Origin of the sequence: Agathobaculum sp., assembly GCF_022775115.1 — a bacterium.
Taxonomy (GTDB): Bacteria; Bacillota; Clostridia; order Oscillospirales; family Butyricicoccaceae; genus Agathobaculum.
Genome location: NZ_JALFLA010000006.1, coordinates 1 through 14491 on the forward strand (window position 1 = coordinate 1; position 14491 = coordinate 14491).

A 14491-nucleotide genomic window follows, 5' to 3' on the forward strand; every position below is an offset into this window, starting at 1 on the left:
AGCGCCGCATAATCTTCTCGCTCTCATAAGCTCAGCCAGATGTCCAAACGGACGTCAGCTTTGCTATACCCTTTTTGAACTGTCTACGGTTTTTGCCTCACCACACTTTTTAGACTTGACTTTTAATAGTTAGTCTTTCTCTTTGACGCGCCCGGCCGCATTTCCGCCGTGTCCATCCACAGCGTCACCGGCCCGTCATTTATCAGTTCGACCTGCATATCCGCGCCGAACACGCCGGTTTCGACCGGTAGGCCGCTTTCGCGGCAGCGCGCGATAAATGCTTCGTAAAGCGGGATGGCGGTTTCCGGCCCCGCCGCACCGGTAAAGCTCGGCCGGTTGCCCTTTTTGCAGTCTCCATACAGGGTAAACTGCGAAACGATCAGTATACCGCCGCTCACATCGGCCAGCGCCAGATTCATTTTGTCGTTCGCGTCGGCAAACACACGGCATTTGACAATCTTATCGGCCAAATACCGCGCCTCGTCCGTCGTGTCCCCCTCCGTGATGCCGAGCAGCACGAGAAAGCCACGCCCGATTTCGCCGTGCACCGCGCCGCCGATGCGCACCGACGCCTGCGTCACCCGCTGGATAAGCGCCCTCAATAGACTTCCCCCTGTCCTTTCAGCTTTAGTTTGTATCGACCGTTCTGGTCACATCCAGCACGCCCTTGATGCCGCGCAGACGGCTGATGAGATTTTCCAGCTGTCGCACGCCGGCCACATCGACCATCGCGTTGATGACGCCAAAGCCGTCGTTCAGGTCGCGTGCGGACAGGTCATGCACATTGATCTTGCAGGTCGCCAGCACGGCGGTCACATCGCTCAGCACGCCGATGCGGCTGCGCGTTGAAATTTGCAGGCCGGTCGAAAACCGGCTGGTACGGTCGCTGTGGTCGACCTCCTCATCCCACCACGCCTTGACCCAGCGGTCGGGGTCCTCCTCGACATGGACATTGACGCAGTCCCGTCGGTGAATGGACACGCCGTAGCCGCGCGTGACAAAGCCGATGATCTCATCCCCCGGGATGGGCGTACAGCACCGGGCAAACTTGACCAGACAGTTGTCGATTCCCTCGACCACCACGCCGGTCGTGCTCTTGGCAGTGCGGCGCTGCTCCGGCTGGCTTTGATTCTGACGCTCAGCCAGTTCATGCGCGCGGCGCAGGCGGCCGACGTCGTCCTTGACCTTGTTGATGACCTTGGTCAGCGTGATGCCGCCGTAGCCAATTGAGGCGTACAGCTCGTCCAGCGTGGAAAAAGAGAACTTGTTGAGCGTGTTCTTCTGTATCTCCTCGTTCTCATAAAAGCCGTTGTAGAGCAGGTTGGCGCGCAGCTCGCGGTCAAGCTCCTCGCGGCCGTTGGCGATATTTTCCTCCCGGCATTCTTTTTTGAACCACTGCTTGATCTTATTGCGCGCCTCGGTGGTCTTAACGATTTTGACCCAGTCCCTGCCCGGGCCATGCGCCTCCTTAGAGGTCAGTATCTCGACGATATCGCCGTTTTTCAGTTGGCTGTCGATCGGCGCGATGCGGCCGTTGAGCTTGCAGCCGGTCATACGGTTGCCGACCGCCGAGTGGATGGCATAGGCAAAGTCGATCGGCGTTGCGCCTGCGGGCATGTTGACCACATCGCCTTTGGGCGTGAAAACAAACACCTCATCGGCAAACAGGTCGACCTTGATATTCTTGATAAAGTCCTCGGCCTCGGTATCCTGCTGCGCTTCCAGCATCTGGCGTATCCACGCGAAAGCCTCCTCGTTGCCTTTGCGGTCCAGCCCCTGCTTATATTTCCAGTGCGCGGCAACGCCGTATTCGGCCATTTTGTGCATTTCCTCGGTACGGATCTGTATCTCAAACGGTATGCCCTCGCGCCCGATGACCGTCGTGTGCAGCGACTGGTAGCCGTTGGGCTTGGGGGTCGAGATATAGTCCTTGAACCGCCCCGGGATGGGCTTATACAGGTCGTGCACATAGCCGAGCACATGATAGCAGTCCGACACGCTGGAGACGATCACGCGCACCGCGCAGATGTCGTATATCTCGTCAATGGTCTTGTGCTGCGCGTACATCTTGCGGTAGATCGAATAAACGTGCTTGACGCGCGTCGAGATCGTGTTTTCGATATGCGCCTCGGACAGCTTTTGGCTGATGCGCGCGCGGATACGCCCCAAAAACTCCTCATGCTGCTCGCTCTGCGCCTTCAAGCCCTCGACAATCTCGTTGTAGCCGATTGGGTCGAGCACCTTGAGCGACAGATCCTCCAGCTCCCACTTGATGCGGCTCATGCCCAAGCGGTGTGCGATGGGCGCGTAGATCTCCATGGTCTCAAGCGCCTTGTCGCGCTGCTTGCGCTCGGGCAGGAATTGGAAGGTGCGTGCGTTGTGCAGCCGGTCGGCCAGCTTGATGAGGATGACGCGGATATCCTTAGCCATGGCCATGAACATCTTGCGCAGATCCTCAAATTGCTCCTGCTCCTTGGAATAACGCAGCATACCCAGCCGGGTCACGCCGTCTACCAGCTCGGCCACCGGCGTGCCGAACTTGTTTTCGATCTCCTTATAGCCAAACGGCGTGTCCTCGATGCAGTCATGCAGCAGGCCGGCGCAGATCGAATCGGTATCCAGCCCCATCTCGACGATGATCTCCGCCACCGAGACGGGATGGATGATATACGGCTCGCCGTTGCGGCGCTTCTGCCCCTCATGCGCGGCGGCCGCGCACGCATAGGCCGCGCGTATTTTTTTGATATTGGCCTGCGGGTTTTGTTTTTGGACACGCTCAATCAAAAAATCGAGTTTATCTTGCATAATGATCTCCCCCTTATCCGGCCATGCTTTGCAGTGTTGCCAGCACAACCGAACCGGATATGTCCGCCTTGCCCTGATAGGGCTTGAGCAGGACGTTGAGCATCCCTTCCTTGAAATGATAGCTGATCAGTCCCGACTCGGAGAATACATCCAAGCAAACGAACAGCTTGCCGATGTTGACCTCCCGCCGGCTTTCCCATGACACACGGCGCGACAGCGCGCCGTCCGGCACGGACAGACGGCCGTCCTCCGCCCGGCAGGTGATATGCCGCCACACAGCCACCAGATCATCGCGGTCGGGCAGCAGGATGCGCGCCTCGCGCGCGGTCAGCGGGCCGTCTCCGATGTAAGTATGGTACAGGTTGAGCAGCTTCTGGTCGGCCAGATGCTCACACTGGCTCAGCCGCACATCGCACAGCGTCAGCTGCGGTGTACGGCGGCCGCGGAATTCGTTGACCTCCAGATGGAAGGCCGCATCCACGATGTTGCCCTGCGCAAACCCCAGCCCGCCCACGCCCGTGCCAAACAGCATGGCGGAAAAACGCGCACCGTCCTTGACGAGCGTCAACCGCACATGGCGGTCGCTCGAAATGGGCGTGATGTCCTCAACCGTCATATCCCGGATGCAAAACACCGGCTCGGGGTTTTGCATCCCGTATGGCTCGAGCACGGACAGCGCCTCGATGTTTTCCAGCGTAATGGCTGACGGCTCGATCGCGCTGTCGACCGCCAGCTGCGGGATAAGATCGGCCATAGTCACATGGCTTTCCGCGTAGGCGCGTAGCCGCGCGCGCAGCGCCTCGACCTTGTCCGCCGAGACGGTCAGCCCGGCGGCCAGCTCATGCCCGCCGTAGCGCTCGAGCAGATCGCCGCAGGCGGTGAGCGCTTCAAACAGGTTAAAGCCGCTTACCGAGCGCCCCGAGCCCTTGCCCGTGCCGTCCTTGTCCAGCGCGATGAGCACGACCGGACAGCCGTACCGGTCGCACAGGCGCGAGCAGACGATACCAAGCACGCCATGATGCCAGCCCTCGCCCGCCAGCACGATCAGCTTATCCTCGACCGGGTTGTATTCGGTGCGCAGGCGGGCAAGCGCCTGCGTCAATATTTGGTTTTCCTCGTTCTGCCGCCGCTTGTTCTGCTCACATAACGCGGCCGCGAGCGCCTGCGCGCGCACAGGGTCATGCGTCAGAAACAGCTCGGCAGCCAGCTCGGCCCGTCCCATGCGCCCGGCGGCGTTGATGCGCGGTGCGAGCACAAAGCTAATGGCCGACGAGCCAAGGCGTTTGCCCTTCATGCCCGCCTCACGCAGCAGCATCTCCAAACCGACATTGGAGGTGTGCTTCATCTTTTCCAGCCCGGCGGACACGATCACGCGGTTCTCATCGACAATGGGCATCACATCGGCCACCGTGCCGAGCGCGACCAGCTCGGCATAGCGCGCCAGCATGGCCGTGCTGTCGCCCTCGAGCGCGCAGATCAGCTTGAACGCCACGCCTACTCCGGCCAGACTGCTGAACGGATAGGTGCAGTCGGCGCGCTTGCAGTCGACGACCGCGTCCGCCACCGGCAGCGTTTGGTGGCATTCATGGTGATCGGTGATGACCACCCGCATACCGAGCGCCCGCGCGGCCGCGATCTCCTCCGCCGCTGTGATGCCCGAATCGACCGTGATGAGCAGCCGCGCGCCCTGCTGGTACAGCTGCTCCAAGGCTGCGCGCGACAGGCCGTAGCCCTCGCGCAGCCGGTTTGGGATATAGTAGGTGCACCGCGCGCCCTTGCCACGCAGGTAATCGACCAGAATGCAGGCCGCAGTCGTGCCGTCCACATCGTAATCGCCGTAAACGACGATTGGCTCATCGCGCTCGATCGCGCCGCGGATCGCCGCAACGGCCTTGTCCATATCCCGCAGCAGATAGGGATCGTGCAGCCTGTCTTGCCCGCAGCTGAGGCAGCGCGCCGCCTCCTGCGCCGTATCCAGTCCGCGCGCGACAAGCACGGCCGCGGTCAGCGGGGCATATCCCCCCGCGCGGGCGAGCGCGTGTACGCGCGCCTCGTCCGGCTCGGCCACCACCCATCGTTTCGTTTTCATAAAAGCTCCCTCATTTTATTTTTAATTACTATGATTATACCAAAACGCGCGCGCAATCTCAATAACTTTTATGCAAATTGCAAAAAGCAGGCGTTCCACCCCGGAACACCCGCTTATGCAGTCCAAAAATGACTCATTCTTCCGTTTTTGTATGCGCAAACCGTTCGAGCACCGGCTTTAGATACCGTCCGGTGTACGAGTCCGGGCAGGCCGCGACCTCCTCCGGCGTGCCGCAGACAACCAGCCGGCCACCGCCGTCGCCGCCCTCGGGTCCGAGGTCGAGCACATGGTCGGCGGTTTTGATAACGTCAAGGTTATGCTCGATGACGACGACCGTATTGCCCGCATCGACCAGCTGCTGCAGCACATCGACCAGCTTGTGTACATCAGCGATGTGCAGGCCGGTGGTCGGCTCGTCGAGAATATAGATGGTCTTGCCGGTCGAGCGCTTAGACAGCTCGGTGGCCAGCTTGGCGCGCTGCGCCTCACCGCCGGACAGCGTGGTGGACGACTGTCCGAGCTTGACATATCCCAGCCCGACCTCACGCATAGTCTCCAGCCGCCGCGCGATCTTGGGCACGTTGGCGAAGAACTCACAGGCCTCGTCCACGGTCAGGTCGAGCACCTCATAGATGTTTTTTCCCTTGTAGCGCACTTCAAGCGTCTCTTTGTTGTAGCGGCGCCCCTTGCATACGTCACAGGGTACATACACATCGGGCAGAAAATGCATCTCAATCTTCAAAAGGCCGTCGCCCGCGCAGGCCTCGCACCGGCCGCCCTTGACATTGAACGAAAACCGCCCCGCTCCATAGCCGCGCGCCTTGGCGTCCGCCGTTTTGGCGAACAACTCACGGATATCGTTGAACACGCCGGTATAGGTTGCCGGGTTGGAGCGCGGCGTGCGCCCGATGGGCGACTGGTCGATATCAATCACCTTGTCCAGATGCTCGATGCCCTCGATGCTGTCAAACGCCCCCGGACGGGTCTTGGCGCGGTTCAGCTCAGCGGCGAGCTTTTTATACAATATCTCATTGACAAACGACGATTTGCCCGAACCGGACACTCCGGTGACACAGGTGAGCGTGCCGAGCGGAATGGTAAAATCGGTGTGCTTGAGGTTGTTGACCGCGCAGCCGCGCACGGTCAGGCACTTGCCGCTGCCCTTGCGGCGCACCGCGGGCACGGGGATGCGCTTGCGGCCGGACAGGTACTGCCCCGTAACCGAGGTCTCGCTTTTGAGCAGCGCCTCCACCCCGCCCTCGAACACGACCGTGCCGCCGTTTCGCCCCGCGCCCGGGCCGATATCCACGATATGGTCGGCGGCGAACATGGTGTCCTCGTCGTGCTCGACCACGATCAGCGTATTGCCCAGATCGCGCAGCCGCTTCAGCGTGGCGAGCAGCTTGTCATTGTCGCGCTGGTGCAGGCCGATGGACGGCTCATCAAGGATATACAGCACGCCCATCAGCGACGAGCCGATCTGGGTCGCCAATCGGATACGCTGGCTCTCGCCGCCCGACAGCGTGCCCGACGCGCGCGAAAGCGTGAGGTATTCCAGTCCGACCGACTGCAAAAAGCCCAGCCGATCCATGATCTCCTTGATGACCCGGTCGCCGATCTTGCGCTGCATCTCGGTCAGCGTCAGCGTGTGCAAAAACTCCATCGCCTTGACGACCGACTTTTCAGCAAACTCCATGATGTTCAGCCCGCCGATGGTAACGGCCAGCACCTCCGGCCGCAGCCGGCGGCCATGGCAGGCCGGGCACGGGATCTCGCTCATGCACTCCTCGATCTCCGCGCGGGCATAGTCGCTCGTGGTCTCGCGGTAGCGGCGCTCCAAATTGCCCACCACGCCCTCGAACGGCTGCCGCATCACGCCGCCGGACACGCGGCTGACCGAAAGCTCAAGCACCTGATCGCCCGTGCCGTACAGCAGCGCCTGCACGGCCTGCTCACTCATTTGCTCCACCGGGGTGTCGAGCGTAAAGCCGTGCAGCTTGCCCAGAGCGGTAAAATACATGCCTGCGATCGTACCCGGCTCGGCGCTGCCCCAGCCCGAGGCACGGATCGCACCCTGCTTGATGGACAGCTTGCGGTTGGGGATGACACGGTCGGGATCGACGCGCATCTGCACACCCAAGCCGGTGCAGACCGGGCACGCGCCGTAGGGGTTGTTGAAGGAGAACATGCGCGGCGTCAGCTCCTCGACCGAGATGCCGCAGTCCTCACAGGCATAGTTCTGCGAAAATAGGAGCGGCTCGCCGCCGATCACATCCGCAATGACCAGCCCGCCGGAGAGCGCGGCCGCGCTCTCCACCGAATCGGTGATGCGGCTGCGCGCGTCCGGCCGCACAACGACGCGGTCGACCACGATTTCGATATCGTGCTTGCGCGTTTTTTGCAGCTTGATCTCCTCGGACAGATCGCGCGTCTCGCCATCCACCCGCACGCGGACATAGCCCGATTTGCGCGCGTCCTCGAGCACCTTTGCGTGCTCGCCCTTTTTGCCGCGCACGACCGGCGCGAGGATTTGCAGGCGGGTCTTTTCGGGCAGCGCCATCAGGCGGTCGATGATCTGGTCGACCGTCTGCCGCCGTATCTCCTTGCCGCATTTGGGGCAATGCGGCGTGCCGATGCGCGCCCAGAGCAGGCGCATATAGTCATAGATCTCGGTCACCGTGCCGACCGTCGAGCGCGGGTTCTGTGAGGTCGTTTTTTGGTCGATCGAGATGGCGGGCGAAAGTCCGTCGATATAATCCACATCGGGCTTGTCCATCTGCCCCAAGAACATCCGCGCGTAGGAGGACAGCGACTCGACATACCGCCGCTGCCCCTCGGCATAGATGGTATCGAACGCCAGCGACGACTTGCCCGAGCCGGACAAGCCGGTCAGCACGACCAGCTTATCGCGCGGCAGCTTGATGTCTATATTTTTCAGGTTGTGCTCACGGGCACCCTTTACATGGATAAATTCCTGCATACTTGCTGATTCCTCACTCCTCTATGCGGCATATACCGCCCCTCAGCCTTGCTCCAGCGCACGGATCTGGTCGCGCAGCTGCGCGGCGATCTCAAATTCGAGCATCTTGGCGGCCTCCTTCATCTGGCGCGTCAGGCGGGCGATCTCCTGCTGCCTTTCGCCCTTGGTGCGCAGCTTTTTCTTGCTGCTCGTCGGCACGTTGGAGGTGATTTCAATCACCTCCTGCACCTTTTTGCGCACCGAGCGCGGCGTGATGCCGTGCTTCTTGTTGAATGCGTCCTGCAGCCCCCGGCGGCGCTCGGTCTCGTCCATTGCGCGGCGCATCGACGGAGTGACGCTGTCCGCATACAGGATGACCATGCCGTGCTCATTGCGCGCTGCGCGGCCGATGGTCTGGATGAGTGAGGTTTCCGAGCGCAGAAAGCCTTCCTTGTCCGCGTCCAGTATGGCCACGAGCGATACCTCGGGGATATCCAAGCCCTCGCGCAGCAGGTTGATGCCGATCAGAACATCGTACACGCCAAGGCGCAGGTCGCGCACCAGCTCCTGCCGCTCTATCGTCTTGATATCATGGTGCATATAGCGCACCTTGATGCCGGCGGTCTCCAGGTAATCGGTCAGATCCTCGGCCATCTTTTTGGTCAGCGTCGTCACCAGCACGCGCTCACCCTTGGCCGTGCGCGCGTTGATCTCGCCGATCAGATCGTCGATCTGCCCCTCGACCGGGCGCACGACCACCTCGGGGTCGAGCAGGCCGGTCGGGCGGATGACCTGCTCAACCACCTGCCCCGAGCGCGACAGCTCGTATTCGCCGGGCGTGGCCGAGACGTAGATCACCTGATTGAGCCGCTCGTTAAACTCTGCAAAGTTGAGCGGACGGTTGTCATACGCCGAGGGCAGGCGGAAGCCGTTTTCGACCAAACTTTCCTTGCGGGCGCGGTCGCCGTGGTACATCGCGCGCACTTGCGGCAGCGTGACGTGGCTCTCATCCACGATGAGCAGAAAATCCTTGGGAAAATAATCGATCAGCGTATAGGGCGACGAGCCGGGCGCGCGGCGCGAGAGCACCCGCGAGTAGTTTTCGATGCCGCTGCAAAAGCCGATCTCCTGCAGCATTTCAATATCATACCGCGTACGCTGGCCGATGCGCTGCGCCTCTACCAGCTTGCCGTTTTCGGTAAAATACGCGATACGGGCATCCAGCTCGGCCTCTAAATCCTTGATGGCGGCCTGCAGCTTGTCCTTGGGCGTAACATAATGGCTGGCTGGGAAGATCGCCGTGTGCCCCAGCTCGGCCAGCGGCGCGCCGGTCAGCGGATTGATACGGGTGATGCGCTCGACCTCGTCGCCGAAAAACTCGACGCGGACAACATCCTCATCCGAATACACCGGCCAAACCTCGACCGTGTCGCCGCGCACGCGGAAACGGTTGCGCTCGAAGGCGATATCGTTCCGCTCGTACTGGATATCAATCAGACGGTGGATCAGCTGCTCCCGCCCGAATTCCATGCCCGGGCGCAGCGAAATGACCATCTTTTTATAATCAATCGGGTCGCCCAGCGAATAAATGCACGAAACCGACGAGACGATGACAACGTCCCGCCGCTCGGAGAGCGCCGATGTGGCCGAGTGGCGCAGGCGATCGATCTCGTCGTTGATGGCCGAATCCTTTTCAATATAGGTATCAGTTGAGGCGATATACGCCTCCGGCTGGTAATAATCATAATAGGATACAAAATACTCGACCGCGTTGTTGGGGAAAAACTCCCGCAGCTCGGTGCAGAGCTGGGCGGCCAGCGTTTTGTTGTGGGCGAGCACAAGCGTCGGCCGCTGGGTGCGCGCAATGATGTTGGCCATAGTGAACGTCTTGCCCGATCCGGTCACACCCATCAGCGTCTGCTCCTCCAACCCATTGTCCACGCCGCGCGCCAGCGCGTCGATGGCCTCCGGCTGGTCGCCCGAAGGCCGGTATTCAGAAACGATTTCAAATTGCGGCATCTCGTTCTCCCTCCCTGTTAGCCCGGCCTGCCGGCGGTCACGCCGCCCCATATGCGGGTGCGGCGCGGATGCTATTTTCTCAAATACCCGATGTTCAGCCGCTGGCAGATCGAGCAGTAGCGGTCGTTTACGACGACGCAATGGTCGACCAGCTGGATGCCCAGACCGGCCAGCTGCCGGATCAGGTTTCTTGTCAGCTCGATGTCCTCCTGCGACGGCTCGCACCGGCCGTTTGGGTGGTTGTGCGCCAGTGCGACGCCATGCGCGCCGCAGAGCATCGCCCGCCGCGCGACGTTATACCCATCGACCAGCACGCGATCGTGCGAGCCGTGGCTGATAACCTCACACTTGATGACCCGCCCCGAGCCTTCCAGGTAGGCAGCCATCAGCATCTCCTCTGTCTTGCCGAAAAACTGCGGCACAAAATATGCGCCGACCCGTTCGCGGGTGGTCAGCTTTTCGCTGTCGCGGTCAGCCCGTACACGCCCCTGCTGATAACGGCCGAAGGAGCAAAACACCAGCTTGAGCATGGTGGCAGACTGCGGGCCGATGCCCGCAACCTCGAGCAGCTGCTCATACGGCGCTTCGAACACCTCATGCAGCGAGCCGAAGCGCGCGATCAGCCGGTGCGCGATCGCGTTGGTATCCTTGCGCGGGATGGCAAAAAACAGCAGCATCTCAAGCACCTCGTGCTCCTCGAACACCTCCAGACCGTGCCGGCGGAATTTGCCGAGCATACGGCTGCGATGATCAGCGTGATCGTGCTCCGCCATACAGGACACACCTCGCTTTCCTACCTTGACACGTGCACGCGCTGCGCAGCCTGCCGAAGCGCGCGGGCGACCAGCGGACTGTCCTTAATTGCCGGGAAGGGCACAGTCGGCTGGGGCTCGCCGTCGTGCGGGCGCAGGCTCTTGCCCATCCAGAGCACATCGCGCCACTGGCCAAATTTATACATGCTCTCCTGATACGCACCCGAGATGATAAAGCCCATCGCTTTGTGGAATTTCATTGAGCGCTCGTTGGGCGAGGTGATGCCGACAAAGATATTATAGTATCCCTGCATTGCCAGCAATTCAAACAGCGCCGCATAGATCGCGCCCGCGATGCCGCAGCGGTGCCACGCCGCGTCGACGTAGATCGACGTTTCACACGACCACTGGTAGGCTGCGCGCGCGCGGTGCGGCGAGGCATAACCGTAGCCGACGACTTCTCCGTCCACCGTGCAGACCAGCCACGGCAGGCGCGCCCCATAGGTCCGCATCCGCTCGACAAACACCTCGAGCAGCGGCGGTTCGTATTCGCTTGACACGGTGGTTTGCAGCACATACGGCGCGTACAGCGCGAGCATCGCCGGTGCGTCCGCCTCGTCCGCGGCGCGCAAAAGCACTTCGGGCATTTCTCTTTCCCTCATCTTCCGTTCTGTTGTGTGATAGGCTGCGGCAGCCGGCGCTTTGCGGCGGCTTCGTGCCCGAATCTCGCTGTAGTTTCCCGCAAGATATCCGCTATTGCCGTCCAGCCGCGCCTTGTCCGCGCGTGATCCCTTTCACAAATCATTTCTGCTGAATGACACGGTCTTTTTCTATTATACCGCGCATTCCGCCCTTCTTCAACAGCTTTTTGCGCACTTCGCATACAAAAACGCACATCTGTTCGCGTATGATTTGTGCGTTTTTGGACAAAATCAGGTGTTTTCCAAAGAGTGCCTTACCAACGCCGCCGCACCGCCCCTCCGACTGGTTGCTTTTTTCTGTCTTTTGCGCTATACTAAGACAACAACTTTCGGCAAAGGAGTTTTGGCTGCGTGGTACGCTATGGTTTTATCCACTCCAAGGAGGATATCAAATTCCTTGTTCTGTTCGCAATGGATCTGCTGCCCTTTCCCGTCACCTTCAGCACTGTGGTCGATCTGACGACATGGTGCGACGAGGGCTTTGGTTATTTTGAGCTGAGCGAGGCATTCTATGAAATGCTGCCCACCGGCCATATCGAGGAGCACCGGGACGGCGGCGAAGCGCTGTACAGCATCACCGAAAAGGGACGCGAGGCCACCCGCATTTTCGAAAAGCAGCTCCCCGCCCCTGTGCGCCAAGCCGCACAGCGCTCAGCGCTGCGCGTCGTGCGCCAGATCCGACGGGACGCCGCCATCCACACCACGGTGACCGAGCGCGCGGCAAACGACCTGACCATCCGCATGGAAATGGATCAGGTGTTCGCCATTGAAATGAACGTCGTCAGCCGTGCGCAGTCCTCGATGCTCGAGCGCGCGTTCAAGGCCAACGCGGAAACGATCTACCAGACGCTGCTCTCCGCGCTGACGGCAAACCACCGTTCCGAGAAAGAAGGCGAAGCATTTTGAGCTATCTTGAACAACTGGGCGTGCTGCTGGGCTGCTGCGTGGCGGGCGATGCCCTGTCGCTGCTGCTGCGCGGCCGCCTGCCGGGTAACATCCTTGGGTTGACGCTGCTGCTGGTGCTGCTGATCTGCGGCATGGTCAAGCCCGCCCATGTGGCGGATACGGCCGATTTCCTGCTGCGCAACATGGCGATACTCTTCCTGCCCGCCTGTCTGGGTGTGCTAGATATCTTTGCCGACATCAAGACCGAGATTCTCGGCATTATCGCCGTCTGCGCGCTGACCACGCTGTGTACCGCCGCAGCGACCGCGCTGACCGTTCACCTTGTATGCCGCTTGCAGCGGCGCGCAGGCAAGGAGGGCGGCGCATGAGTGAGCTGCTTTCCTCCACCACGCTGTGGCTGGGTGTTTCAATCACCTGCTACGCCCTCGGGTGCCGGCTACAGCAGAAAACCGGCTCGCCGCTTTGCAACCCGCTGCTCATCACCGCGGTGCTGGTGGGCGCGCTGCTGGTGCTCACCGGCACAAGCTACACTGTGTATAATCAGGCCGGTCGGCTGATCGCATTTTTCCTCACCCCGGCGACTGTGTCGCTCGCGCTGCCGATCTACCGCAAGCTGGACGTGCTGCGGCGCAATCTGCTGCCCATCCTTGCGGGCGCGTTTGTTGGCTCGCTGACCTCAATCGTGAGTGTGATCGGCTTTAGCCGCCTGTTTGGCCTATCGCCGGTGACCACCCGCTCGCTCATCCCCAAATCAGTGACCTCCGCCATCGGTGTGGCGCTGTCCGAAATGCTGGGCGGCCTTGCGCCGCTCACAGCCATCTCCATCGTATTCAGCGGTATTTTCGGTGCGATCATACTGCCCGCCTTCCTGCGCAGCCTTGGCGTGACCGACCCGGTGCAGACCGGTCTGTCGATCGGCACGGCGGCGCATTCGGTCGGCACCTCGCGCGCCATCCAGCTCGGCGAGACTGAAGGCGCAATGAGCGGCCTTGCCATCGGCGTGGCCGGTCTGTTCACTGCATTGCTTGTCTCGGCCGGTTCGGCCTTTCTCGGATAAACCCCAACTAAAATGCGCCTGAATGCGGCTATTTGCCGGTTCAGACGCATTTTTCTGCCATTTTCCCTGACGGCAAAGAAGGAGCAGCCGCAGCTGCTCCTTCTTGAAAACGATATTTCCGAAGTGCTTTATTAGCCGAAGTAGCGCTTCAGCAGACCCTCGAAAGCCTTGCCGTGGCGAGCCTCAACTTGATACTACCTACAGAAACACAGATAGAATATCACTTTTACTTTCTAAAAATACTCATTTCCCACCAATTTCCCTTCAGAAATTAGATTTTGAAAAAACGTGATATTATTAGAGATTTTGTTTCCCTTGAGACTTTCCAAATAATTCAATATTATTTATTTCATTCCTTCAATTCCTTCACGACTTCTTCAATGACTGCATTTTCAAAGCTGGTCGTTGGAGCAATATATTTCCAATTCTCGTGTTTAAACTCTGATTTAGATAAAACCGCATCAATTGTTTGTTTACAACGCCCAATGATGTCTTTTACCCGTTCCTCATCACTAAAAATATCTATAATCATCTGTTTTTCTTTTTCATTATCTTTAGTGTTACTGGCAGGATAGGGGTTAATGCTGTTTGCAGAGAATACCCTAAAAAGAAACGCTATGTAATAAACAAAGTAATGATATTTATTATATGAAAGAATATAATTTCTCCTTATAAATTCTCTGACTTTAAATACAATATATGAACTTGTGAAATATGGAGCACAACAATCTGTGTTAGCAAACAAATTTGTTCTCACTGTTTTCAAGATATAAGTTGGATTATTTGAATATACAAGATGAGGCTCTTTAAGATAAACTGAGACATAAGCTCGAATTTGTGAATGCAATGTTACTATTTGTTGTTTCGTTACACTTATATCGCTGTCATTAGAAATTTCTCTTGACCTTCTCTCATAGTACAATGGGCTTGCAATTTTTTTAGATGCTTGACGATAATATTGTTGTAATTGTTTATGAAACTGATCTAACGCTATAAATGCTTCATCGGGGACAACACTTTGCTTATTGTTTGCTTTTATTATCTGTTCCATTACTGCCCCATCATTTCAAACAAATGAAATACTCCGCTGATGCTGTCTATGAAGTTGTTATATACTATTACGATTCAGTCAAATCGAAATGCCGCCGTCAGTGCGTTTTCTGCGGCATCAGACATCTTCTCTGTGATGTGCGTGTAGTACCG

11 protein-coding genes are annotated in these 14491 nt (G+C 59.0%); 3 read left to right on the plus strand and 8 right to left on the minus strand.

Going from position 1 to position 14491, the window contains the following annotated elements:
- Nucleotides 1-122: 122 nt before the first annotated feature.
- The 7 genes from dtd to MR935_RS00765 all read right to left on the minus strand — a co-directional run bounded on the left by dtd (nt 123) and on the right by MR935_RS00765 (nt 11271).
- A complete protein-coding gene (gene dtd / locus MR935_RS00735) occupies nt 123-602 on the minus strand; it encodes a D-aminoacyl-tRNA deacylase (RefSeq protein ID WP_290570174.1) in 480 nt (159 codons plus the stop codon).
- 25 nt (nt 603-627) lie between these two features.
- Nucleotides 628-2805, minus strand: a complete 2178-nt coding sequence (locus MR935_RS00740) for a RelA/SpoT family protein (protein WP_290570175.1) — start codon at nt 2803-2805, stop codon at nt 628-630.
- A 13-nt stretch (nt 2806-2818) separates the two neighbouring features.
- Nucleotides 2819-4894 (minus strand): single-stranded-DNA-specific exonuclease RecJ, encoded by a 2076-nt coding sequence (gene recJ, locus MR935_RS00745; RefSeq protein WP_290570176.1) that lies wholly within the window; start codon nt 4892-4894, stop codon nt 2819-2821.
- Nucleotides 4895-5027: 133 nt separating this feature from the next.
- Nucleotides 5028-7874 carry an excinuclease ABC subunit UvrA gene (gene uvrA, locus MR935_RS00750; protein WP_290570177.1) on the minus strand — a complete coding sequence of 949 codons (2847 nt, stop codon included), beginning with the start codon at nt 7872-7874 and terminating at the stop codon, nt 5028-5030.
- 42 nt (nt 7875-7916) lie between these two features.
- Nucleotides 7917-9872 (minus strand): excinuclease ABC subunit UvrB, encoded by a 1956-nt coding sequence (gene uvrB, locus MR935_RS00755; protein ID WP_290570179.1) that lies wholly within the window; start codon nt 9870-9872, stop codon nt 7917-7919.
- A 71-nt stretch (nt 9873-9943) separates the two neighbouring features.
- A complete protein-coding gene (locus MR935_RS00760; RefSeq protein ID WP_290570181.1) occupies nt 9944-10645 on the minus strand; it encodes a JAB domain-containing protein in 702 nt (233 codons plus the stop codon).
- Between the two features lie 20 nt (nt 10646-10665).
- Nucleotides 10666-11271: a GNAT family N-acetyltransferase gene (locus MR935_RS00765; RefSeq protein ID WP_290570183.1), complete on the minus strand. Its 606-nt coding sequence runs from the start codon at nt 11269-11271 to the stop codon at nt 10666-10668.
- A gap of 405 nt (nt 11272-11676) precedes the next feature.
- Here MR935_RS00765 and MR935_RS00770 point away from each other — a divergent pair, with 405 nt between their 5' ends.
- From MR935_RS00770 to MR935_RS00780, 3 genes are read left to right on the plus strand one after another with little or no spacing between them, the layout of a single operon-like run.
- The gene (locus MR935_RS00770) at nt 11677-12231 is read left to right on the plus strand and encodes a DUF4364 family protein (RefSeq protein ID WP_290570185.1); all 555 of its coding nucleotides are present in this window, start codon (nt 11677-11679) and stop codon (nt 12229-12231) included.
- Entirely contained in the window at nt 12228-12599 is a 372-nt protein-coding gene (locus tag MR935_RS00775) for a CidA/LrgA family protein (protein WP_290570187.1), read from the plus strand. Before MR935_RS00770 ends, MR935_RS00775 begins: the two co-directional genes overlap by 4 nt.
- On the plus strand, nt 12596-13288 hold the full coding sequence (locus tag MR935_RS00780; RefSeq protein ID WP_290570189.1) for an LrgB family protein: 693 nt from the start codon (nt 12596-12598) through the stop codon (nt 13286-13288). The genes MR935_RS00775 and MR935_RS00780 overlap by 4 nt, the downstream gene beginning before the upstream one ends.
- A 349-nt stretch (nt 13289-13637) precedes the next feature.
- Here the strand turns inward: MR935_RS00780 and MR935_RS00785 are convergent, their stop codons facing one another.
- Entirely contained in the window at nt 13638-14339 is a 702-nt protein-coding gene (locus tag MR935_RS00785) for an AIPR family protein (RefSeq protein WP_290570191.1), read from the minus strand.
- Nucleotides 14340-14491 lie beyond the last annotated feature (152 nt).